The 20,599-nt window shown below is 64.0% G+C and carries 23 protein-coding genes; 14 read left to right on the top strand and 9 right to left on the bottom strand.

From position 1 onward, the window contains the following. Nucleotides 1-2 precede the first annotated feature (2 nt). Nucleotides 3-1,490, top strand: coding sequence for an FGGY family carbohydrate kinase (locus A8V01_RS23895; RefSeq protein WP_103098794.1), 1,488 nt, complete (start codon nt 3-5; stop codon nt 1,488-1,490). Between the two features lie 86 nt (nt 1,491-1,576). Here the strand turns inward: A8V01_RS23895 and ahpF are convergent, their stop codons facing one another. Beyond that, nucleotides 1,577-3,175: an alkyl hydroperoxide reductase subunit F gene (ahpF, locus tag A8V01_RS23890; protein WP_103098742.1), complete on the bottom strand. Its 1,599-nt coding sequence runs from the start codon at nt 3,173-3,175 to the stop codon at nt 1,577-1,579. Between the two features lie 141 nt (nt 3,176-3,316). Beyond that, nucleotides 3,317-3,883, bottom strand: coding sequence for an alkyl hydroperoxide reductase subunit C (gene ahpC / locus A8V01_RS23885; protein ID WP_103098741.1), 567 nt, complete (start codon nt 3,881-3,883; stop codon nt 3,317-3,319). Nucleotides 3,884-4,147: 264 nt separating this feature from the next. Between ahpC and A8V01_RS28805 the strand changes: the two genes are divergently transcribed. Further along, on the top strand, nt 4,148-4,312 hold the full coding sequence (locus A8V01_RS28805; RefSeq protein ID WP_170066041.1) for a hypothetical protein: 165 nt from the start codon (nt 4,148-4,150) through the stop codon (nt 4,310-4,312). Between the two features lie 8 nt (nt 4,313-4,320). On the opposite strand, the gene A8V01_RS23880 is transcribed toward A8V01_RS28805, so the two are convergent. Together A8V01_RS23880 and aroC are read right to left on the bottom strand one after the other, a co-directional pair. Next, nucleotides 4,321-4,773: a YaiI/YqxD family protein gene (locus A8V01_RS23880; protein WP_103098740.1), complete on the bottom strand. Its 453-nt coding sequence runs from the start codon at nt 4,771-4,773 to the stop codon at nt 4,321-4,323. Nucleotides 4,774-4,816: 43 nt separating this feature from the next. Next, the gene (gene aroC / locus A8V01_RS23875; RefSeq protein WP_103098739.1) at nt 4,817-5,911 is read right to left on the bottom strand and encodes a chorismate synthase; all 1,095 of its coding nucleotides are present in this window, start codon (nt 5,909-5,911) and stop codon (nt 4,817-4,819) included. A 97-nt stretch (nt 5,912-6,008) separates the two neighbouring features. Here aroC and A8V01_RS23870 point away from each other — a divergent pair, with 97 nt between their 5' ends. From A8V01_RS23870 to A8V01_RS23855, 4 genes are read left to right on the top strand one after another with little or no spacing between them, the layout of a single operon-like run. Beyond that, nucleotides 6,009-6,323 carry an antibiotic biosynthesis monooxygenase family protein gene (locus A8V01_RS23870; protein ID WP_103098793.1) on the top strand — a complete coding sequence of 105 codons (315 nt, stop codon included), beginning with the start codon at nt 6,009-6,011 and terminating at the stop codon, nt 6,321-6,323. Then, on the top strand, nt 6,320-6,667 hold the full coding sequence (locus A8V01_RS23865; RefSeq protein WP_103098738.1) for an arsenate reductase: 348 nt from the start codon (nt 6,320-6,322) through the stop codon (nt 6,665-6,667). The genes A8V01_RS23870 and A8V01_RS23865 overlap by 4 nt, the downstream gene beginning before the upstream one ends. A 28-nt stretch (nt 6,668-6,695) precedes the next feature. Then, nucleotides 6,696-7,271, top strand: a complete 576-nt coding sequence (gene pnuC / locus A8V01_RS23860) for a nicotinamide riboside transporter PnuC (RefSeq protein ID WP_103098737.1) — start codon at nt 6,696-6,698, stop codon at nt 7,269-7,271. Continuing rightward, nucleotides 7,268-7,801 (top strand): AAA family ATPase, encoded by a 534-nt coding sequence (locus A8V01_RS23855; RefSeq protein ID WP_103098736.1) that lies wholly within the window; start codon nt 7,268-7,270, stop codon nt 7,799-7,801. The genes pnuC and A8V01_RS23855 overlap by 4 nt, the downstream gene beginning before the upstream one ends. A gap of 17 nt (nt 7,802-7,818) precedes the next feature. Here A8V01_RS23855 and ubiG read toward each other — a convergent pair whose 3' ends face one another. Beyond that, nucleotides 7,819-8,568, bottom strand: a complete 750-nt coding sequence (gene ubiG, locus A8V01_RS23850; protein WP_103098735.1) for a bifunctional 2-polyprenyl-6-hydroxyphenol methylase/3-demethylubiquinol 3-O-methyltransferase UbiG — start codon at nt 8,566-8,568, stop codon at nt 7,819-7,821. Between the two features lie 83 nt (nt 8,569-8,651). Between ubiG and A8V01_RS23845 the strand changes: the two genes are divergently transcribed. Both A8V01_RS23845 and A8V01_RS23840 read left to right on the top strand, forming a co-directional pair. Further along, entirely contained in the window at nt 8,652-9,926 is a 1,275-nt protein-coding gene (locus tag A8V01_RS23845; protein WP_103098734.1) for an aspartate kinase, read from the top strand. 275 nt (nt 9,927-10,201) lie between these two features. Next, on the top strand, nt 10,202-12,415 hold the full coding sequence (locus A8V01_RS23840; protein ID WP_103098733.1) for a glycoside hydrolase family 3 N-terminal domain-containing protein: 2,214 nt from the start codon (nt 10,202-10,204) through the stop codon (nt 12,413-12,415). Nucleotides 12,416-12,502: 87 nt separating this feature from the next. Here A8V01_RS23840 and A8V01_RS23835 read toward each other — a convergent pair whose 3' ends face one another. Both A8V01_RS23835 and A8V01_RS23830 read right to left on the bottom strand, forming a co-directional pair. Continuing rightward, a complete protein-coding gene (locus A8V01_RS23835; protein ID WP_103098732.1) occupies nt 12,503-14,023 on the bottom strand; it encodes a catalase in 1,521 nt (506 codons plus the stop codon). 132 nt (nt 14,024-14,155) lie between these two features. Next, nucleotides 14,156-14,527 carry a hypothetical protein gene (locus A8V01_RS23830; protein ID WP_103098731.1) on the bottom strand — a complete coding sequence of 124 codons (372 nt, stop codon included), beginning with the start codon at nt 14,525-14,527 and terminating at the stop codon, nt 14,156-14,158. A gap of 150 nt (nt 14,528-14,677) precedes the next feature. On the opposite strand from A8V01_RS23830, the gene A8V01_RS23825 reads away from it, so the two are divergent. The 4 genes from A8V01_RS23825 to A8V01_RS23810 all read left to right on the top strand — a co-directional run bounded on the left by A8V01_RS23825 (nt 14,678) and on the right by A8V01_RS23810 (nt 17,965). Beyond that, nucleotides 14,678-15,697 (top strand): NAD(P)H-dependent flavin oxidoreductase, encoded by a 1,020-nt coding sequence (locus tag A8V01_RS23825; RefSeq protein ID WP_103098730.1) that lies wholly within the window; start codon nt 14,678-14,680, stop codon nt 15,695-15,697. Between the two features lie 23 nt (nt 15,698-15,720). Continuing rightward, entirely contained in the window at nt 15,721-16,575 is an 855-nt protein-coding gene (gene purU / locus A8V01_RS23820; protein ID WP_103098792.1) for a formyltetrahydrofolate deformylase, read from the top strand. 84 nt (nt 16,576-16,659) lie between these two features. Continuing rightward, complete coding sequence (locus A8V01_RS23815; protein ID WP_103098729.1) at nt 16,660-17,061, top strand: VOC family protein; 402 nt, start codon at nt 16,660-16,662, stop codon at nt 17,059-17,061. A 52-nt stretch (nt 17,062-17,113) separates the two neighbouring features. Next, nucleotides 17,114-17,965, top strand: a complete 852-nt coding sequence (locus A8V01_RS23810; RefSeq protein ID WP_103098728.1) for a dienelactone hydrolase family protein — start codon at nt 17,114-17,116, stop codon at nt 17,963-17,965. A gap of 13 nt (nt 17,966-17,978) precedes the next feature. On the opposite strand, the gene A8V01_RS23805 is transcribed toward A8V01_RS23810, so the two are convergent. Together A8V01_RS23805 and A8V01_RS23800 are read right to left on the bottom strand one after the other, a co-directional pair. Beyond that, complete coding sequence (locus A8V01_RS23805; protein WP_103098727.1) at nt 17,979-18,182, bottom strand: type II toxin-antitoxin system antitoxin; 204 nt, start codon at nt 18,180-18,182, stop codon at nt 17,979-17,981. A gap of 8 nt (nt 18,183-18,190) precedes the next feature. Next, nucleotides 18,191-19,102 carry an SPFH domain-containing protein gene (locus A8V01_RS23800; RefSeq protein ID WP_103098726.1) on the bottom strand — a complete coding sequence of 304 codons (912 nt, stop codon included), beginning with the start codon at nt 19,100-19,102 and terminating at the stop codon, nt 18,191-18,193. A gap of 303 nt (nt 19,103-19,405) precedes the next feature. On the opposite strand from A8V01_RS23800, the gene A8V01_RS23795 reads away from it, so the two are divergent. Next, nucleotides 19,406-19,597 carry an HP1242/YdcH family protein gene (locus A8V01_RS23795; RefSeq protein ID WP_103098725.1) on the top strand — a complete coding sequence of 64 codons (192 nt, stop codon included), beginning with the start codon at nt 19,406-19,408 and terminating at the stop codon, nt 19,595-19,597. A 12-nt stretch (nt 19,598-19,609) separates the two neighbouring features. After that, a complete protein-coding gene (locus A8V01_RS23790; RefSeq protein ID WP_103098724.1) occupies nt 19,610-20,587 on the top strand; it encodes a TerC family protein in 978 nt (325 codons plus the stop codon). Nucleotides 20,588-20,599 lie beyond the last annotated feature (12 nt).

Below are 20,599 nucleotides of genomic sequence, written 5' to 3'. Positions count from 1 at the left end.
AAGTGAACGGCGAACACATTCTGGTCCTTGACGAAGGGACCACCTCGACCCGCGCGATCGTCTATGGTGCGGACGGCGCAGTCCTGCATGTCGCGCAGAAGGAGCTGACGCAGTATTATCCCGCACCCGGCCGCGTCGAGCATGATGCCGTCGAGATATGGGACAAGACACTAGCCTGCGCGCGCGAAGTGATCGGCAAGGTCGGCGGCGCCGACCGCATCGCCGCGCTTGGCATCACGAACCAGCGCGAGACGGTGGTGGCGTGGGACCGCGAGACAGGCGAGCCGATAACCCGCGCCATCGTCTGGCAGGATCGTCGCACCGCAGAGATGTGCGGTCGTTTGCGTGATGCCGGGCATGAGGCGATGCTGCAGGAACGGACCGGCCTTGTGGTCGATCCCTACTTCTCCGGCACCAAGATGCGCTGGGTGCTCGACAATGTGCCTGCCGCGCGCGAGCTGGGTGCCCAAAACGCCGGGCGCCTGGCGCTGGGCACCGTGGAAAGCTGGCTGGTCTGGAAGTTGACCGGTGGGCTACACGTAACGGACGCCAGCAATGCCAGCCGCACGCAGCTGATGGCGCTGGATGGGGCGGATTGGGACGACGACCTGCTCGGCCTGTTCGGAGTGCCGCGCGGGGCTTTGGGGCGGATTGTCGATACGGCCGGGACGGTGGGAACCTGCGATCCGCAGCTACTTGGCGCGGCGATCCCGATCAGCGGGCTCGCGGGCGATCAGCAGGCGGCGACCATCGGCCAGCATTGCCTTCAGACCGGGCAGACCAAGGCGACTTTCGGCACCGGTGCTTTCATCCTCACCAATATGGGGCAAGTGCTGCCCCGCTCTTCGCACCGCCTGCTTGGCACTGTGCTGTGTCAGCAGGACGGGCGGCGAACTTACGCGCTGGAGGGTTCGATCTTCGTTGCGGGCAGCCTGATCAAGTGGCTGCGCGATGAACTTGGCGTGATCCGCAACGCGGCGGAAAGTGAGACGCTCGCGCGGGCGGTGGCGGATAACGGCGGGGTACTGTTCCTGCCTGCGCTTGCGGGGCTGGGCGCGCCGTACTGGCAGCCGGATGCCAAGGGCGTCGTCACCGGGCTCACGCAGGGCACCAGCAGGGCGCATATCGTGCGCGCTGCGATGGAATCGATGGCGCACCAGTGCCACGATCTGCAAGCGGCCTTCGCGGCCGACGGTGCAGCATGGAAAAGCCTGCGGATCGACGGCGGAATGAGCGCCAATGACTGGATGGCGCAGGATTTGGCCAATGTGCTGGGGCTGCCGGTCGAACGCCCTGCGGATACCGAGACGACGGCTCTGGGCGCGGCGATGCTTGCAGGGGTCGGCGTAGGGCTGCACGCCTCGCTGGAAGATGCGATGGCCATGGGTAGCGCCTTGCAGCGCTTCGTCCCCGATATGGATGAGCCAGTGCGCGCGGGCCGCATCGCGATGTGGCAGTCGGGGCTGAAGCGGCATATCGACGGGGTCTGAGCCTTCGCCCCTATTCCATCCGCCAACGAAAAACGGGCGGGAATCTCGCGATTCCCGCCCGCCTCTCGTTATAGTCGTGGCGTCGTTCAGGCGGCCTGCGCAGCCTGGGCGATCTCTGCCGGTGCTTCGTTGCGGATCAGGTAGTCGAATGCCGAAAGGGCGGCCTTCGATCCTTCGCCCATGGCGATGATGATCTGCTTGTACGGCACCGTGGTGGCATCACCCGCCGCGAAGATGCCGGGGACATTGGTGGCGGCCTTATCATCGATCACGATCTCGCCACGACCTGACAGTTCGACGCCGCTGTCCTTGAGCCATTCGGTGTTGGGCACCAGTCCGATCTGGACGAATACGCCTTCCAGCTCGATCTTGTGCTCTTCGCCCGAATTGCGGTCCTTGTAGACCAGCGCGTTGACCTTTTCGCCGTCGCCTTCGACCTCGGTGGTCTGGGCGCTGGTGAAGATGTCCACGTTCTTCATCGACTTGAGCTTGTCGACCAGCACCTGGTCGGCGCGCAGCTTGGCGTCGAATTCGATCAGCGTCACATGGCCGACGATGTTGGCAAGGTCGATCGCCGCTTCGACGCCCGAGTTGCCGCCGCCGATCACCGCCACGCGCTTGCCCTTGAACAGCGGGCCGTCGCAGTGCGGGCAGTAGGCCACGCCCTTGTTCTTGTACTCGGCCTCACCGGGAACGCCCAGGTTCCGCCAGCGCGCGCCGGTGGTCAGCACCACCGAGCGGGCTTTCAGCGAGGCGCCGTTGGCGAACACGACTTCGTGATACCCGCCCACTTCGCTGGCCGGGATCAGCTTTTCCGCGCGCTGCAGGTTCATCACGTCGATGTCGTACTCGGCCACATGCGCCTCAAGAGCGGCGGCAAGCTTCGGCCCTTCGGTGTAGGGGACGGAGATGAAGTTCTCGATGCCCATGGTGTCCTGCACCTGACCACCGAAACGCTCCGCCGCGATGCCGGTGCTGAAACCCTTGCGCGCGGTGTAGACCGACGCGGCGGCACCGGCGGGACCACCACCGACGACGAGCACTTCGAAGGGCTTCTTCTCGGCCAGCTTCGCGGCGGCCTTGGCATCCGCGCCGCTATCGAGCTTGCCGAGGATTTCCTCGATGCTCATCTTGCCCGAACCCCACATCTGGCCGTTCAGGAAGACGGCCGGCACGGCCATCACGCCGCGCTCTTCGACCTCTGCCTGGAACGTGCCGCCTTCGATCAGGGTCACGTCGACATGCGGATTGTTGAGGGCGATAAGGGTCAGAGCCTGCACAACGTCAGGGCAGTTGTGGCACGAGAGCGAGAAGTACATCTCGAACTGTAGCGAGCCTTCGAGGGCCTTCGCCTGCTCAAGCACCTCGTCCGAGACCTTGGGCGGGTGGCCGCCGGTCCACAGGAGGGCGAGCACCAGCGAGGTGAATTCATGGCCGAGCGGCAGTCCTGCGAAGCGCACCCATGCGCTGGCGTCGCTGGCGCGGCGGATGATGAAGCTGGGGCGGCGCGCATCGTCGCCGTCGAAAGTGGCGGTGACCTTGTCCGAGAGCGACGCGATGGTTTCAAGCAGTTCGCGGGTCTCGGCAGACTTCTGCCCATCGCCAAGGGAGGCGACAAGCTCGATCGGCTCGCGCAGCATGCCGAGGTATTGCGAGAGCTGTTGCTTCAGGTTGGCGTCAAGCATGTCATTGGTCCTTTTGGATTTCGTTGTGAACGGGGCGGCCCGAGGTCCGGTTCCGTAAGGAGGGCGCAGGGCGCGGCTCCGGGGGAGGGAACCCCAGGGCCGCACACCGTCAGTACGCGACCCTAAGGTGTCGCGCGGGTCTTAGAGCTTGCCGACGAGGTCGAGCGAGGGAGCGAGGGTTTCGCTGCCTTCTTCCCACTTGGCCGGGCAGACCTGGCCGGGGTGCTCGCGCCAGTACTTGGCAGCCTTGATCTTGCGGACGAGTTCGACCGCGTTGCGGCCCACGCCTTCGGGGGTGATTTCGACCAGCTGGATCACGCCGTCGGGATCGACCACGAAGGTGGCGCGGTCAGCAAGGCCCACGCCTTCGCGCAGAACGCCAAAGTTGTTGGTCAGGGCGTGGTTCTGGTCACCCAGGAAAGCGTACTTGATCTTGCCGATCTTGTCCGAAGTGTCGTGCCATGCCTTGTGGCTGAAGTGCGTGTCGGTCGAAACGCCGAACACTTCGACGCCGAGGCCCTGCAGGGTCTCGTACTGTTCGCCAAGGTCTTCCAGCTCGGTCGGGCACACGAACGTGAAGTCCGCCGGGTAGAAGAAGAACACGGCCCACTTGCCTGCGATGTCCTTTTCGGTGACGTCGAAGAAGTCCTTGCCGGCCTGGAAGGCGGTGTTGGTGAACGGCTTGATGGTGCTGCCGACGATACCCATGGATGTAGCTCCCTCAGTTGGGTGGTTGAAACTGACGAGACGGAGATAGGCCGGGCGTGTGACGATTTGTAGCGCCTTCATCCGATTGGGCTCATCGGATGGATCGATCAATCGAGGATGGATTGTGCGGCTATGTCGATGAGATGCCATTAGGAACGGCTTGTCCCGGCTCAGCCACGGCAAGGCGAAGAATGCCGGTAAAGTGCTGCTTGGGGACTTACGCTCCATTTTATCGACTTAAACGTCATGACCGGAGAATTGCCGATGAGTTCGAAATTGATCGTCCTGCTTGCCGTGGTTTTCGTGCTGGCGATTGCGGCCAGCGTTGCCACCGGAAATCCGGGGGCATTCGTCGGCGCAGTCGTTGGCGCCGGGGTGGTGAGCGTGTTCGCCTACCTCAAGAAATCGGACCGTCGCGCCCGTCGATAAGCCGGCCTTCAGCCCCGTCGCGCCAGCTTTACCAGCATTTCATCCAGCGATGACAGGAATCGCGAGCGGTCCTGCTTCGAGAACGGTGGCGGTCCGCCCACTACATCGCCGTTTGCGCGCAGGTCCGCCATGATCGCGCGCGTCGCGATGGCGCCGCCGATCGAGCTGGTGGTGAAAGGCTTGCCGTTGGGCGCGACGACGCTGGCGCCCAGTTTCAGGCAGCGGTCGGCCAGAAGGATATCAGCGGTGATCACCACCGTCGATGCATCGGTATTCTCGACGATCCAGTCATCCGCCGCGTCGAATGCGTCGCTCACCAGCTTGCGAGAGATCAGCGCGCTTTGCGGGACGCGAATCGGACTGTTGCTGACGACGGTGACCGATACCTTGTGGCGCAAGGCGACCTTGTAGATCTCCTCCTTTACCGGGCAGGCGTCAGCGTCGATCAGGATGCGGGTCACCCGTGCGTCATCCGTCGAATCAGCCGCCCGATCAACCGCCCAATCAACCGCATTGCCCGCGATGGAGCAGCTTGTGGTCGGCGAGCACCAGAGCCATCATCGCTTCGACCACCGGCACGCCGCGAATGCCCACGCAGGGATCGTGGCGTCCCTTGGTGAACATTTCGGCCGCTTCGCCGTCGCGGGTGATGGTCTGCTGGGGGGTCAGGATCGAACTGGTCGGTTTGAACGCTACGCGACAGGTCACCGGCTGGCCGGTGGAGATGCCCCCGGCGATGCCGCCTGCATGGTTTGCCAGAAACTCCGGTGCACCGTCCGGCCCTTCGGCATTGGGGCGCATCGGGTCGGCGTTCTGTTCGCCTGAAAGGCGCGCGGCGGCGAACCCGTCGCCGATCTCCACGCCCTTGACCGCGTTGATGCCCATCATTGCCGCGGCAAGGTCTGCGTCGAGCTTGGCGTAGAGCGGGGCGCCCCAGCCTGCGGGCACGCCGCTGGCATAGCATTCCACCACCGCGCCGACCGACGAACCGCTCTTGCGCGCATCGTCGACGATCTTTTCCCAGCGCGCGGCGGCGGCGGCATCGGGGCAGAAGAAGGGGTTGTTGCCGATCTCTGCTTCGTCGAACTTGCCCGGATCGATCATGTCGCCGCCGATCTCGGAGACGTAGGCCAGGATCTTCACTTCGGGGATCACCAGCCGCGCCACCGCACCCGCAGCCACGCGGCTGGCGGTTTCACGCGCGGAAGAGCGTCCGCCTCCGCGATAATCGCGGAAACCGTACTTGGCGTCATAGGCATAGTCGGCATGGCCGGGGCGATAGGCCACCGCGACCTCGGAATAGTCCTTCGAACGCTGGTCGACATTCTCGATCATCAGGCTGATCGGGGTGCCGGTGGTGCGTTGTAAGCCGTCGGGGCCTTCGAACACGCCTGACAGGATGCGGACCTGATCCGGTTCCTGCCGCTGGGTGGTGAACTTCGACTGGCCGGGACGGCGCGCGTCGAGGAACGGCTGGATCACGCCTTCGTCGATGGCGAGGCCGGGCGGGCACCCGTCGACGACGGCGCCGATGGCGGGTCCGTGGCTTTCACCCCAGGTGGTGAAGCGGAAAAGGCGGCCGAAGCTGTTCATGCTCATGGTGTCTCGCGCCTTGGCGCGCAATCTTCGGATTGTCCAGCATGGGCTGCGAAGCGCATGCTTGCGCAATGATCCGCGAAGTTCCAAGAGCGCGGCCATGTTCCTGGTAGTCTTCCGAAATCGCAAGCGTGCCGACATTGACGCCGCCGCCTATTCTGCCGATGCAGAGGCCATGGATGCTCTCGCCCGTGAACAACCCGGCTTCCTTTCCTTCAAGAGCTACGCCAGCGACGATGGCGAGGTGATCGCGTTGTCCGAATGGAAAGACGAAGCCGCCGCGCTGGCATGGCGCCGGGTTTCCGCCCATGCCGCCGTGCAGGCCAAGGGACGGGAACATTACTATCAGAGCTACACTGCCTTCGCCTGCAACGAACCGCGCGTGCATCACTTCGAAAGGGAAACCGAATCGTGAGCCTTGAATTCTACGGCATCCCCAACTGCGACACCGTGAAGAAGGCGCGCGTCTGGCTGGACGCGAACGCGATTTCCTACACCTTCCACGATTACAAGAAGGAAGGGGTAGACCCTGACAAGCTGGCGGCATGGATCGACGCGGCCGGGCTCGACAAGGTGCTGAACCGCGCCGGAACCACGTTCCGCAAGCTGCCTGATGCCGACAAGGCCGACCTTGATGCTGCGAAGGCGATCGCGCTGATGGTCGCCAATCCCAGCATGATCAAGCGGCCGCTGGTGGAATATCCCGGCGGCGTCCTTGTCGGCTTCAAGGAGCCGGAATGGGCGGCGGCGTTCGTCTGATTGGGGGCCTGAGCCGGAAGCCGCATCAATGAACGCCGTCGAATGGATCGCGGCCGCGCTTGGCCTTGCCAACATTGCGTTGCTGGTGCGGCGCAGCGTGTGGAACTATCCGTTCGGTATGGCCATGGTGGCGCTTTACGTCATCGTGTTCTTCGAGGCGAAGCTTTACGGAGAAGCGGGGCTGCAGGTGTTCTTCTTCGTCGCGCAAGGGTGGAGCTGGCTGCTCTGGCTGCGGGCGGCGAAAGCTGGCGCAGAGGGCGACGATCGCGTGCCGGTGGGCCTGCTGAGCAATATGGGTCGCGCTGTCTGGCTGACCGCGACGGCGGCGCTTTCGCTGAACCTTGGCTGGGTGATGCATCGGTTTACCGACGCATCGCTGCCTTATGCCGATACGGCCATCGCCGGGGCAAGCATCGCGGCACAAATCCTGCTGGCGTTCCGCCGTATCGAGAACTGGGTGCTGTGGATCGCTGTCGATATCGCGTCGGTCGCGGTCTACGTCCATAAGGGCCTGTTCGCGACGGCCGGGCTCTACGTAGTATTTCTCCTGATGTCGGTGCTGGCCTTGCGGGAATGGATCGTCGCCTACAGAAAGCAGGCATGAAGACCGTTCCGAAGACAGTGTGCCTGCATGGTGCTGAGAGCACGGGGAAATCCGTGCTGTGCGAGCGGCTGCTCGTTACGCGCGGCTGGCCCTTCGTGCCGGAATATGGCCGTACGTATTGCGAGGAGAACGGCATTGACCTGACGATGACCGATCTTCTCGTCATTGCCGAAGGGCAGGCGCGGCACAATCGCCGCGCGCTTGCCGACGATGACGGCGCGCCGGTGCTGCTGTTCGACACCGACCAGCTGATGACCGCTGCCTGGGCGCAAATGCTGTTCGGCGAAGTGCCCGAGGCGCTGCTGGCTTATCCCAGGGCCGACCTTTACCTGCTGTTCGAACCGGACGTGCCCTGGCAGGAAGACGGCACCCGCTTCTTCGGCACCGACGATACCCGCGCCCGCTTTTCCATGCTGGCCGAAGAGATGCTGGTGCGCGCCGACGTGCCCTTCGTGCGCATCGCCGGAACCTGGGCCGAGCGTGAGGCCAAGGCGTTAGCGGCGATCGAAGGGCTGCTGGCGCAAGGCTGACAGGGCAGGGATGGAGCTTACTTCCTGCGCGCCGTCGCAATGAAGTTCAGCGCCAGATCGTCCGACAGGTGCAGGCCCTTGAGTGGTGACCAGGCGATTCCGCGCGGGGTGCCGAGGTCCAGCCCGGCGCCTGCGGCCAGATCATGCAGTTCCTCGGGCGTGACGAACTGGCTCCATTCGTGAGTGCCCCTGGGGACATGGCCAAGCCGCTCTGCCGCCTCGACCAGCAGCACGCGCGATCGGGCGGTGCGGTTGGGGCAGGAGAGGATCATCAGCCCGTCATCCGCCATGGCGGCGGAAAGGTGACCGATGAAGGCAGCCTTGTCGGTCACGTGCTCGATCACTTCCAGCGAGCAGACAAGGTCGAAACCACCGAGGCCCAGCGATCCCAGTTCACCGGCGCGGTAGTCGATGGAAAGCCCACCGGCTTCGGCATGGGCGCGGGCGGCGGCGGCATTTTCCGGCGCGGCGTCCACGCCCGTCACCGCCGCGCCCATGCGCGCCAGCGGTTCGCACAGCAACCCCGCGCCGCAACCGGCATCGAGCGCACGCTTGCCGGCAAGCGGCTTCAGGCCGCGCGAATCACTGCCGAAATGACCGTCGATCGCCTCGCGGATGAAGCCCAGGCGCACCGGGTTCAGCTTGTGCAGCATGGCCGAGCTGCCCTTCGGATCCCACCACTCCGCCGCAAGAGCGCCAAAGTGAGCGGCCTCCTTCGGATCGATTGTTGCGCGCGAAGGGGTTATCGAGGCAGTTGCATTGTTCATGATCCCCCCCTAACAGCGCCGCCGACTCTTATCCACACCGGTGCATGTCGCGCCGGTCTTTTACGCAGGGGAGCAACGGCGCCTTGGCACGTATCGTGATGAAATTCGGCGGCACCTCAATGGCCGGGTCCGAGCGAATCCGGCGCGTGGCGGGTATCGTCAAACGCCAGCAGGAAGCCGGGCACGAAGTGGCCGTGGTGGTTTCCGCGATGGCGGGCGAGACGGATCGGCTCGTCAACTTCTGCCGTGAAGCCAACGCGCTTTACGATCCGGCCGAATATGACGTGGTCGTCGCTTCGGGCGAACAGGTCACGTCTGGCCTGCTGGCGCTGACGCTGCAGTCGATGGGCTGCAAGGCGCGGTCGTGGCTTGGCTGGCAGGTGCCGATCAAGACCGACGATGCCCACGCCAAGGCCCGTATCGAGGATATCGATTCGGACGCCGTGATCGCATCAATGGCTGCGGGCGAGATCGCCGTGATCCCCGGTTTCCAGGGCGTTTCGCCGGACAACCGCGTGACCACGCTGGGCCGCGGCGGCTCGGACACTTCGGCAGTGGCGGTAGCAGCTGCGGTCAAGGCTGACCGCTGCGACATCTACACCGACGTTGACGGCGTCTACACCACCGATCCCCGTATCGTTGCCAAAGCGCGCAAGCTGCCGCTGGTGACGTATGAGGAAATGCTGGAACTGGCATCGGTTGGTTCGAAGGTGCTGCAGACCCGTTCCGTCTCCCTCGCCATGAAGGAGAACGTACGTGTTCAGGTGCTCTCCTCGTTCATCGACGAGAACGCGCCAGCGGCCGATACCATCCCCGGAACCCTGATCGTCAGCGACGAAGAACTTGCCAACTCTAATCTTGAAGGAAGCGATATGGAACGCCAGCTCATCACCGGCATCGCCGCCGACAAGAATGAAGCCAAGGTCACGCTGACCCGCATCGCCGATCGTCCGGGCGCAGTCGCCTCGATCTTCGCCCCGCTGGCCGAGGCGAACATCAACGTCGACATGATCATCCAGAATGTCGCCAAGGACAAAGGCGAGACGGACGTGACCTTCACGGTTCCGCAGGCCGATCTTGCCCGTGCACAGGCCCTGCTGGAAGAGCGCAAGGACGCCATCGGCTACTATCGCATGATCGCGGAAGGCAACGTCGCGAAGATCAGCGTCGTCGGCGTCGGCATGCGCAGCCACGCGGGCGTCGCGGCGACCATGTTCAAGACCCTGGCCGATCGCGGGATCAACATCATCGCCATCTCGACCAGCGAGATCAAGGTTTCGGTCCTGATCGATACTGACGAAACCGAACTGGCAGTGCGCGTGCTGCACACCGCCTACGGGCTTGACGCGGCGGCCTGATCCGGCGCTTTCCAGCGGCCTCTGATCGGGGGCATCGAAGAATTCGAAAAAGGCGGCGCGGCAAGCGTCGCCTTTTTTCGTTTCGGCTATCCGTGCATCGGATACAGCGCTGTCAAAGCGGCGCAACAGCGGTATGCATGTGCACAAGTATCCTGATCAGCATTCCGATGGAGTAATCGACCTTGCGCCTATCCCCACTGGTACTTGCCTTGGCACTGACGTCGTCGCTGGCTCCGTTGGGGGCTGGCCCGCTGGCCGCAAAGGAGACGAAAGTCATGACCGAGGCCGAAGCGCGCACGCAGGCCGAAGCGATGCTCAAGCGCATGACGCTGGAAGAGAAAGCGGGCCAGCTGGTCCAGTATTTCGACTTCGGCGGCGCCACGGTTGCAAACCCCAAGGCGGCGGCGGTCGATATCGACGCCTCAATCGCCAAGGGAGAAGTCGGCTCGATGCTGTTCGTCACCGATCCGGTGCGCATCAACAAGCTGCAGGAACTGGCAGTGAAAAAGACCCGCCTCGGCATCCCGCTGCTGATCGGGTATGACGTGATCCACGGGCTGCACACGATCATGCCTGTGCCGATTGCCATGGCGGCATCGTGGGATCCGGCGACGGCGGAGCGCGGACAGGCGGTTGCGGCATCGGAAGCCCGCGCAGTGGGCATCAACTGGACTTTCGCGCCGATGGTGGACATCACCATGGACCCGCGCTGGGGCCGTATGGTCGAAGGTGCGGGCGAGGATCCGGTGCTGGGTGCGGCAATGGCCGCGGCGCAAGTGCGGGGTTTCCAGGGCGGCGCGATCGGCACGCCGGGCCACGTGCTGTCCGGCCCGAAGCACTTCGTCGGTTACGGCGCGTCCTTCGGCGGGCGCGACTATGACGAAGTGGACCTGTCGGAAAACCAGCTGCGCAACATCTATCTGCCGCCGTTCAAGGCCGCTCTGGATGCGGGCGCGGGGAACATCATGAGTGCCTACATGGGCCTCAACGGCGTTCCGGCGGCGGCCAACAAGTGGCTGCTTACCGACGTTCTGCGCAAGGAGTGGGGCTTCAAGGGCTTCGTCGTCAGTGATGCCAACGGCGTCAACTCGCTGGAGAAGCAGGGCGCTGCGGGCAGCCCCAAGGATGCCGCCGTGCGCGCGCTGGATGCGGGCATGGACCTTGCCATGTCGGTGCCCAGCGTGGTGTCGCCGATGCTCTCGCTTGTCGATGCGGTGAAGGCCGGCGAAGTTCCCGAAAGCGCGCTCGACACCCCGGTGCTGCGCCTCCTCGAAGCCAAGTATCGGCTGGGGCTTTTCGAAAAGCCTTATGTCGATGCCAAGGCCGTGCCTCAGGTCTTCGACGATCCGGCCCACCGCGAAGTCGCGCGCATTGCGGCGGAGCGTTCGGCCGTACTGCTTGCCAATGCTGGCGGCCTGCTGCCGCTGGACCGTGCGAAGCTGAAGTCGGTAGCGGTGATCGGCCCGCTGGCGGATGAAGGGCACGACATGCTCGGCCCCTGGGTGTTTTCGTCCAATAAGCCGGTCGGCGTCAGCGTGCTTGCAGGGTTGCGGGCCAAGCTGGGGACGGGCGTGAACGTCGGATATGCGGCCGGAACGGCCTGGCCAACCCGCAAGAATCCCTCGTTCTTCGATGCGATGAACAAGCCCGGCGAACACCCGTCCGTGGACGAGAAAGCCGAACTGGCGAAGGCGGTCGATCTGGCGAAGGCGTCCGACGTTGCGGTGATGGTGCTGGGCGAGGCGCAGAACATGGCCGGCGAATTCGCCTCGCGCTCTGACCTGAAGCTGCCGGGGCATCAGCAGACGCTGCTTGACGCAGTGATCGCCACGGGTAAGCCCGTGGTCGTGGTGCTGGTCAACGGCCGCCCGCTCAGCCTTGGCGATGCAAGGCCCGGCGCGGTGCTGGAAGCTTGGTATCCGGGTTCGGAAGGCGGCAATGCCGTGGCCAACCTGTTGCTGGGCGATGCCAACCCCGGTGGCAAGCTGCCCTTCAGTTGGATCCGCAGCGCCGGGCAGGCGCCTTATACTTACGCCTACCTCCCGTCTCACCAGCCGGACAGCGCCGACAAGCGTTACTGGAACGAGGACAATTCGCCGACGTGGCCCTTCGGCCATGGCCTCAGCTACACTACGTTCTCCTACGGCAAGCTGGCCGTGGATCGCGCTTCGGTGAAGCCGGGTGAGCCGGTCACCGTTTCGTTCGACCTTACCAACACCGGCCAGCGTGCCGGTGACGAGGTGGCGCAGCTTTACATTCACCAGCGCGTCGGCACGTCATCGCGCCCGGTGCGCCAGCTCAAGAAGTTCGCCCGCGTGGCGCTGGCGCCCGGTGAGACGAAGCACATGCAGTTCACCCTGACGGCCGATGACCTGCGCTACTGGAGCGCGGTAACCAGGGGCTGGGTGCAGGACGAGAGCGCGTTCGACGTGTGGGTCGGCGGCGATTCGAAAGCCAGCATGGCGGCCACCTTCACCGTGGCGAAGTAAGCGCCAGACACGAAGAAGGCCCCGTGAGCGGGATCACCGCGCACGGGGCCTTTTTTCATTCAGCCGTCAGGCCAATCAGGCGTCAGATCAGTCCGCCAGTTCCGGCTGGGGTGACAGTTCCGCGCTGACGCTCATCCCCAGGGCTGCCGCCACGCCTGCGCCGTAGGCCGGATCGCAGCGGGTGCAGTTGTCGATGTGGCGCTGCTTGATGAAGTCCGGGGCATCGCCCATGGCGCGGGCGGTGTTGCCGAACAGGCGCTCCTTCTGCGCATCGTCCATCAGCTGGAACAGCGCGCGCGGCTGGCTGAAGTAGTCGTCATCGTCCTGGCGGAAATCCCAGAAATCCGCATCGCCCGACAGGCGCAGCGGCGGTTCGCGGAATTCCGGCTGGCCCTGCCACTGGTCGAACGAGTTCGGGTGGTAGTGCAGCAACGAGCCATAGTTGCCGTCGACCCGGCCCTGACCGTCGCGGTGGTTGTTGAACACGGGGCAGCGCGCCGCATTGACCGGGATCTGGTGGTGGTTGACGCCAAGGCGATAGCGCTGCGCGTCCGAATAGGCGAACAGGCGCGCCTGCAGCATCTTGTCAGGCGAAACGCCGATGCCGGGGATCAGGTTCGACGGGGCGAAGGCGCTTTGCTCCACGTCCGCAAAGAAGTTCTCCGGGTTGCGGTTCAGTTCCATCATGCCGACTTCGATCAGCGGATAAGTCTTCTGCGACCGGACCTTGGTGAGATCGAAGGGGTGGAAGCCGCACGTCTCCGCCTCGGCTTCGGGCATGATCTGGACCATGACCTTCCACTTCGGGAATTCGCCGCGTTCGATCGCGTCGTAGAGGTCGCGCTGGTGGCTTTCGCGGTCGCCGGCCACGACCTGAGCGGCTTCAGCGTCGGTCAAGTGCGCGTGACCCTGCTGGGTCTTGAAGTGCCACTTAACCCAGAACCGCTCGCCCGCCTCGTTGTAGAACGAGTAGGTGTGGCTGGAGAAGCCGTCCATGTGGCGATAGGACTTGGGGATGCCGCGATCGCCCATGACGTAGGTGACCTGGTGGAACGCTTCGGGCAGCAGGGTCCAGAAATCCCAGTTGTTGGTGGCGCTGCGCATGTTGGTGCGCGGATCGCGCTTCACCGCCTTGTTGAGATCGGCAAAGTGGCGCGGGTCGCGCACGAAGAAGACCGGCGTGTTATTGCCGACCATGTCCCAGTTGCCTTCCTCGGTGTAGAACTTCAGCGCGAAGCCGCGAATGTCGCGTTCTGCATCTGCGGCGCCGCGTTCACCGGCAACGGTGGTGAAGCGGGCGAACATCTCGGTCTGCTTGCCGGGTTCGGAAAGGAACTTGGCGCGGGTGTACTTCGACACGTCGCCGGTCACTGTGAAGGTGCCGAACGCGCCGGAGCCCTTGGCGTGCATACGCCGTTCGGGGATCACTTCGCGGTTCAGGTTAGCCAGCTTCTCGATCAGCCAGACGTCCTGCATCAGCAGCGGGCCGCGCGGACCGGCAGTGTAGGAGTTCGAATTGTCGACGACCGGCGCGCCGAACTGCGTGGTCAGCGGCGTGGCGCCGTGGCCGTAGGGGCACTTGCGCTCATCAGAGTTCGATCCGTGCATTGCGGGCTCTCCTTGGGTCATGGATGGCTTAGGCCGCCGTGTGCGGCTCTGCATTAGACCTAACGAAGCGCACAAAGGCGGAGAAGCTATACGAACGCGTAAGAGTAATCGGTAAAGTCGATGAAACCTGGCTTATTCTTCGGTTTTCAAGGGCCAAAGTGCCGCTCGCAACGCGACGAGCGTATCGATCACGTCGAGATGACATTCGCGAATCTTCGTAAGGTCGCCCGCGATGGTAGCGCTGCGCACTCCGTCTGCCAATTCCTGCAGACGCGCGGTGATCGCTTGCGGCAGTTCGTCGGCAAGCTTTTCGATATCCGTGGCGCGCGGCGCACCGATCCCTGCGGTCGCGGTCGTGCTCAGGCGAAGGGCACCTTCGAGTTCGAGAATGTCTTCGAAGAGGTGCTCGTCGATGACTGTACCAGCCGGCACAACTTGCGCGGCGACCGCTTCGAGGCCAGGCGTTGTCGCGGCAGCATCCAGCGGTTCGTCGTTCTGATGCATATCGGTAAAGTCCCTAAGTGTAGTCGCGTTGCTACTGTGCCTCACCCTAACGCCCATGTCCCGCCATGGTTCCGTCGCTCGCCGCTTGTCTGGGGCGGCTCGTCACCCTATGGCGCACGGCTGTACAAAAATCCGCGCTATGGAACCTTCATGACCGCCAATACCAAGACTTCCGCGCTGATGGCGCGCGGCTGCGAATTTCTCGGCACCGAAACTGCCATCCTGTGCGGCGCGATGTCGTGGGTGTCCGAGCGCAATCTCGTTTCCGCGATCAGCAATGCCGGCGGTTTCGGCGTGATCGCCTGTGGTGCGATGACCCCCGAACTGCTGGATGCCGAGATCGCCGCGACCAAGGCGCTGACGGCGAAGCCCTTTGGCGTCAACCTCATCACCATGCACCCGATGCTCTTCGATCTCATCGACGTCTGCGCGAAGCATGGCGTCACGCATGTGGTGCTGGCAGGCGGCATTCCGCCCAAGGGCAGTGTAGAGGCAATCAAGGAGAACGGCGCCAAGGTCATCTGCTTTGCTCCCACGCTGGCACTTGGCAAGAAGCTGCTGCGTTCGGGCGCGGACGCGCTGGTGATCGAAGGCTCTGAAGCGGGCGGCCATATTGGTCCCGTCTCGACGTCTGTGCTGGCGCAGGAAATCCTGCCGAGCCTTGCCGCGGACAATCTTGTCTTCGTTGCAGGCGGCATCGGCCGTGGTGAGGCGATCGCCGGATATCTCGAAATGGGCGCGGCGGGCGTACAGCTGGGCACCCGTTTTGCCTGCGCCAGCGAATCGATCGCGCACGAAGCCTTCAAGAAGGCGTTCTTCCGCGCATCGGCGCGCGATGCCGTGGCATCGGTGCAAGTCGATCCGCGCCTGCCGGTGATCCCGGTGCGCGCGCTCAAGAACAAGGGCACTGAGGAATTCACCGCCAAGCAGATCGAAGTCGCACGTCTCCTGGACGCCGGAGAGGTCGACATGGGTGAGGCCCAGCTCAAGATCGAGCATTTCTGGGCGGGCGCGCTGCGCCGCGCGGTGATCGACGGCGACGTCGAGAATGGTTCGATCATGGCGGGTCAGTCGGTCGGCATGGTCGGCAAGGAAGAGCCGGTAGCCGATATCATCGCCGCGCTCATGGCCGAAAGCGAATCCGCGCTTTCCAACCGCGTCGCAGCGTAAGGGCGCAGGACATGGCCGAACCGCTGACCAGCCCGCTCATTCTGGCGCTTTCGTGCGCCGACCGTCCCGGCATCGTCGCGCGGGTGACGGGCTACCTTGCACAGATGGGCGCGAACATCATCGAGGCGCAGCAGTTCGACGATCTCGAACAGGGCCGCTTCTTCATGCGCGTGGCCTTCGATCCGGGCGCGACCGATCGTGAGGATATCCGCGAAGGCTTTGGCCCGATCGCGCACGAATACGGCATGGCCTGGTCCATGCAGCGCCGCGATCGTCCGCGCCGGGTGCTGCTGATGGTCAGCAAGTTCGACCATTGCCTTGCCGATCTGCTCTATCGCCACCGGATCGGCGAAATCGCGATGGATATCGTCGGGGTCGTCTCCAACCACCCCCGCGATTCGATCAACACGCTGATGCTGGGCGACATTCCGTTCCATCACCTGCCGATGGCCAAGGGCGAAAAGGCCGCGCAGGAAGCGCAGGTCCGCGCCATCGTGGAAGAAACGCGGGCGGAACTGGTCGTGCTGGCGCGCTACATGCAGATCCTTTCGGACGAAATGGCCGCCTTCCTTTCGGGGCGGTGCATCAATATCCACCACTCGTTCCTGCCCGGCTTCAAGGGCGCCAAGCCCTATCATCAGGCCCATGCGCGGGGGGTGAAGATGATCGGCGCGACGGCGCACTACGTAACGGCCGACCTCGACGAAGGGCCGATCATCCATCAGGACGTAGAGCCGGTGACCCATGCCGATACGCCCGAGGACATGGTCCGCAAAGGCCGCGACATCGAACGCCGCGTGCTGGCCGAGGCGGTGCGTCTGCATCTGGAGGACCGGGTGCTGCTGAACGGTGCGCGCACGGTGGTGTTCCGGGGCTGAGGCGGGTGTGACGGTCCCGGCCTTCCTGCCGCTTGCGGGAGAGGGGCTGAGCGGGTACTTCCTGTTGCACAACGGGAGGGCACCATGCAGGTCAGCGGCATCGATCACGTCAATATCCTGACCGACGATCTGGAAGGGACCGCCACCTTCTACGAACGCGTGCTGGGCCTGATCCGCAGCGAAAACCCGTCTATCCGCGCGGGCACCGCGGGCTACTGGATGCGCGATGCGGCGGGGTTGCCGATCATCCATCTGGTCGACCGCACGACTGCGCCGGGGCGCTACGACGATTACCTGCCGGGCCGCTCGACCAACGGCTTTCACCATGTCGCCCTGCGCTGCAGCGGCTTTGCGGCGACGCGCGCGAAGCTGGACGAACTGGGCCTTGAGTACCGCTTCAATGATCTGACCCACATCGGCCTCAGGCAGCTGTTCCTGGCCGATCCCAATGCCGTGAACCTGGAACTCAACTTCAACGGCGATTGAGGTCGCGCGAAGCTCTGCTAGGCTTGGCGGGAAAGCAGCGAAAGGCCAGTTCATGTGTGACGATCTTACCGCCGACGATCTCAGCCGCCTGGACCGGCGCGCGTTCTCCGTGCTGGGCGCGGGTCTTGCGCTGGCCGGCTGCGGCGCAGTTGCGGCCGAGAGCGGGGGCGAACTGACCGAGCGCATGGTCTCCATCACCACGGTGGACGGGGTGTGCGATGCCTTCTTCGTCCATCCGGGCAAGGGCAGGTATCCGGCCATCATCATGTGGCCCGACATCGCAGGTCTGCGCGATGCCAAGAAGATCATGGCCCGCGGCCTTGCCGCGCAGGGCTTTGCCGTGCTGGTGGTGAATCCGTACTACCGCTCTGGCCCGGCTCCGGTGATGAAGAGCTTCGCCGAATATCGCACGCCCGAAGGGCAGGCGAAGGTCGGTCCGATGCGTGCGATGCTCACTCCCGATGCGATCACCCGCGATGCCACCGCCTATGTCGCGTTTCTTGACGGACAGGGCGCGGTGGACACCAGGCGCGGGGTCGGCAGCAACGGCTATTGCATGGGCGGCCCGTCCACCGTGCGCGCGGCGGCGGCGGTGCCGGGGCGCGTGAAGGCGGCAGTTTCGCTTCACGGGGCGGGCATGGTCACCGACGCGCCCGACAGTCCGCACCGTCTGCTGGCGAAGACCAAGGCCGGCTACATCTTCGCCATTGCCCGTAATGACGATGCCAAGCAGCCTGATGCCAAAACCGAACTGCGCAAGGCCGCCGATGCGGCGAAGCGCCCGGCCGAGGTAGAGGTATACGCCGCCGACCACGGCTGGTGCGTGCCCGATTCCCCGGCCTACGATCCGGGTGAGGCAGACCGCGCGTGGAAGGCGATGGTGGCGCTGTTCGCCAAGCTGTAGGCGCGCGGCGCAGTCAGTCCCCATCCTTCGGCGGACGCCCGCGCCTTGCGGGCTCTGCCGGTTTCACCTTGATCCCGCGCCGGGCGAGAGCCTCGCGCAGCAGCACTTCGACTTCAGCGTTCACCGAGCGCAAGTCGGCCGCAGCCGTCCGTTCCAGCGCCACATAAAGCGCCGGATCGAGACGGAGCGCGAAAGCCTTCTTGTCGGGAGACGCCATCGGTCGCCTTACGAGTAGAGCGAGCCGGTATTGACCACCGGCTGGGTATCCCGTTCGCCGCAGAGCACGACCATCAGGTTCGATACCATCGCCGCGCGGCGTTCGTCGTCCAGTTCGACCACGTTCTTCTCGGACAGCTGGGCCAGCGCCATTTCCACCATGGAAACCGCGCCTTCCACCAGCTTGCGCCGCGCGCCGATCACCGCTTCTGCCTGCTGGCGGCGCAGCATGGCCCCGGCGATCTCTGGCGCATAGGCAAGGTGGGTGAGGCCGCATTCGTCCACCGTGATGCCGGCCACCTGCAGGCGTGCGATCAGTTCGGTGCGCAGCTGTGCGTTCACTTCTTCGTGGCTGCCGCGCAAGGTGATTTCGGCATCCTCGACATCGTCATAGGCATAGCGCGACCCGATGGAGCGCACCGCAGCCTCGATCTGCACGTTCACGAAAGCCTTGTAATCGTCCACGTCGTAGAGCGCCTGCGCGGTGTCGGCGACGCGCCAGACGACATTGGTGGCGATCTCGATCGGGTTGCCGCGCAAGTCGTTCACCTTGAGCTTTTCCGACACGACGTTGTTCGCGCGCACCGAAATCTTGGTCTTGCCCATCCACGGCCAGACCCAGCGCAGCCCGGTGGCGCGGTCGGTGCCCTTGTAGCTGCCGAACAGCGTGATGGCGGCGGCCTGATTGGGCTGGATCATGTAGAAACCGCAAAGGATCAGCACATTCATGATCACGGCGGGCAGGATGAAGGCAAGGAAGCCCAGCACCGTTCCCGGCGTCGGATTGCCGCTGGCCAGCGTGACGATGCAGAACAGGATCGCCGCCAGCAACCCCAGGAAGACGACGAGCATCAGGTAGCCGCTCTGGGTGGAGGCGGTGCTCTCCCGGCTGGCGTTGATGGGCAGATGCGAATCGGACATCGGTGGCACCCCTCTAAAAGTGATATCACTTTAATATCGATTTTAGGGCAAGGGTCAATCGGTGCTCCGCGGACAAGCTTGCGAATGGGTTGAACGCGGAGCGATTCGGTCGTATTAAGCAGTCTGCGGGCCGGGCCCCTCTGGCGCGATGTGATCGGGATACAGTCCCATACATTGCGTGATGTCGGACCGCATCGGGTGATCCCGGTGCAGGTTCAGCATTGTGTCTCGGCAACGATTCCTTACGCAACTCAGGCACCGCTCATCCGATCGAACTGCAACCCGTTCGATAGGGATACAATAATGACCGAACGCATGTTCCGCCTGCTAGAGCTGCACCAGAAGCTTGATGCTGCGCTTCGCCGCATGAAGGCGACCCGAACCGCTGATCCGCTTGCGATCGCGCGCATGACGACACGGAAGCTGAGGCTGAAGGACGCGCTTGCGCGTCTTGTGGCGCCGGGTCAGCCCGTCACTCTTCCGTTTCCGGCATAAGGGCACGTCGTCATGGAATTTCTGTTCATGGACTGGCTGGGCACGCCTGCCTGGTTCTGGCTGGCCTTTGCCGCCGTGGTCCTGCTTCTTACCGCCTTCGACCTTGGCGTCCTGCACAAGGACGACAAGGAAATGGGCATCGCCGAATCGCTGAAGCTTTCGGTCTTCTACATCGGCATCGCCATGGCTTTCGGCGGGTGGATCTGGTGGGCGAAGGGCTCTGCGCCCGCGATCGACTATTACACCGGCTACTTCATCGAGAAGGCGCTTTCGATCGACAACGTCTTCGTCATCTCGATGATCTTCGGCTACTTCGCGGTGGCGCCCAAGTACCAGTACCGCGCGCTCCTGTGGGGTATCTTGGCGGTGATCGTCCTGCGTGGCCTGATGATCGCGGGCGGCGCGGCGCTGGTGGCCCATGCCTATTGGGTGATGTACCTGTTCGCCGGGTTCCTGATCTTCACCGGGATCAAGATGCTGTTCACCAGCGATCATGATCCGGACATCGGCAACAATGCGGCGATCCGCTGGATTTCGCGCCACATGCGCGTGACCAAGCAGCACCACGCCGAACATTTCTTCGTGAAGGAGCACAATTCCAACGGTCGTCTGGTCTGGGCGGCAACGCCGCTGTTCCTGGCGCTGGTGGTGATCAACCTTGCCGATCTGGTGTTTGCGATCGATTCGGTGCCGGCGATCTTCTCGATCACGACCGACACCTTCATCGTCTATACCTCGAACATCATGGCCATTCTGGGCCTGCGCGCTCTTTACTTTGCGCTGGCGGCGATGGTGCATCGCTTCCATTACCTGAAGTATGCGCTGGCGCTGGTTCTGGTATTCATCGGCGGCAAGATCCTGATCGCGGACTTCGTCCTGGGCGGGGCCAAGTTCCCGCCGCTGCTCAGCCTTGGCATCACCCTTGCCCTGATCGCGGGTGGCGTGGGCTGGTCACTGTGGAAGACGCGGGGAGAGCCCGCCCACCGATGAGACGTGCGTCAT

The organism is Novosphingobium guangzhouense, assembly GCF_002896965.1.
GTDB lineage: Bacteria > Pseudomonadota > Alphaproteobacteria > Sphingomonadales > Sphingomonadaceae > Novosphingobium > Novosphingobium guangzhouense.
Note: the sequence above shows the minus strand (reverse complement) of the source record. Positions and strands in the feature narration are given on the sequence as shown.

Bases quoted from the DNA above. Each gene is read 5' to 3' on its own strand.
- A8V01_RS23805 (WP_103098727.1), bottom strand. From the start codon at position 18,182: ATGGCGTCTCCCGACAAGAAGGCTTTCGCGCTCCGTCTCGATCCGGCG.
- pnuC (WP_103098737.1), top strand. From the start codon at position 6,696: ATGAACGCCGTCGAATGGATCGCGGCCGCGCTTGGCCTTGCCAACATT.
- A8V01_RS23800 (WP_103098726.1), bottom strand. From the start codon at position 19,102: ATGTCCGATTCGCATCTGCCCATCAACGCCAGCCGGGAGAGCACCGCC.
- A8V01_RS23795 (WP_103098725.1), top strand. From the start codon at position 19,406: ATGACCGAACGCATGTTCCGCCTGCTAGAGCTGCACCAGAAGCTTGAT.
- A8V01_RS23830 (WP_103098731.1), bottom strand. From the start codon at position 14,527: ATGCATCAGAACGACGAACCGCTGGATGCTGCCGCGACAACGCCTGGC.
- aroC (WP_103098739.1), bottom strand. From the start codon at position 5,911: ATGAGCATGAACAGCTTCGGCCGCCTTTTCCGCTTCACCACCTGGGGT.
- A8V01_RS23810 (WP_103098728.1), top strand. From the start codon at position 17,114: ATGTGTGACGATCTTACCGCCGACGATCTCAGCCGCCTGGACCGGCGC.
- A8V01_RS23840 (WP_103098733.1), top strand. From the start codon at position 10,202: ATGACCGAGGCCGAAGCGCGCACGCAGGCCGAAGCGATGCTCAAGCGC.
- A8V01_RS23855 (WP_103098736.1), top strand. From the start codon at position 7,268: ATGAAGACCGTTCCGAAGACAGTGTGCCTGCATGGTGCTGAGAGCACG.
- ahpC (WP_103098741.1), bottom strand. From the start codon at position 3,883: ATGGGTATCGTCGGCAGCACCATCAAGCCGTTCACCAACACCGCCTTC.
- ahpF (WP_103098742.1), bottom strand. From the start codon at position 3,175: ATGCTTGACGCCAACCTGAAGCAACAGCTCTCGCAATACCTCGGCATG.
- A8V01_RS23815 (WP_103098729.1), top strand. From the start codon at position 16,660: ATGCAGGTCAGCGGCATCGATCACGTCAATATCCTGACCGACGATCTG.
- A8V01_RS23835 (WP_103098732.1), bottom strand. From the start codon at position 14,023: ATGCACGGATCGAACTCTGATGAGCGCAAGTGCCCCTACGGCCACGGC.
- A8V01_RS23870 (WP_103098793.1), top strand. From the start codon at position 6,009: ATGTTCCTGGTAGTCTTCCGAAATCGCAAGCGTGCCGACATTGACGCC.
- A8V01_RS28805 (WP_170066041.1), top strand. From the start codon at position 4,148: ATGAGTTCGAAATTGATCGTCCTGCTTGCCGTGGTTTTCGTGCTGGCG.
- A8V01_RS23825 (WP_103098730.1), top strand. From the start codon at position 14,678: ATGACCGCCAATACCAAGACTTCCGCGCTGATGGCGCGCGGCTGCGAA.
- A8V01_RS23790 (WP_103098724.1), top strand. From the start codon at position 19,610: ATGGAATTTCTGTTCATGGACTGGCTGGGCACGCCTGCCTGGTTCTGG.
- ubiG (WP_103098735.1), bottom strand. From the start codon at position 8,568: ATGAACAATGCAACTGCCTCGATAACCCCTTCGCGCGCAACAATCGAT.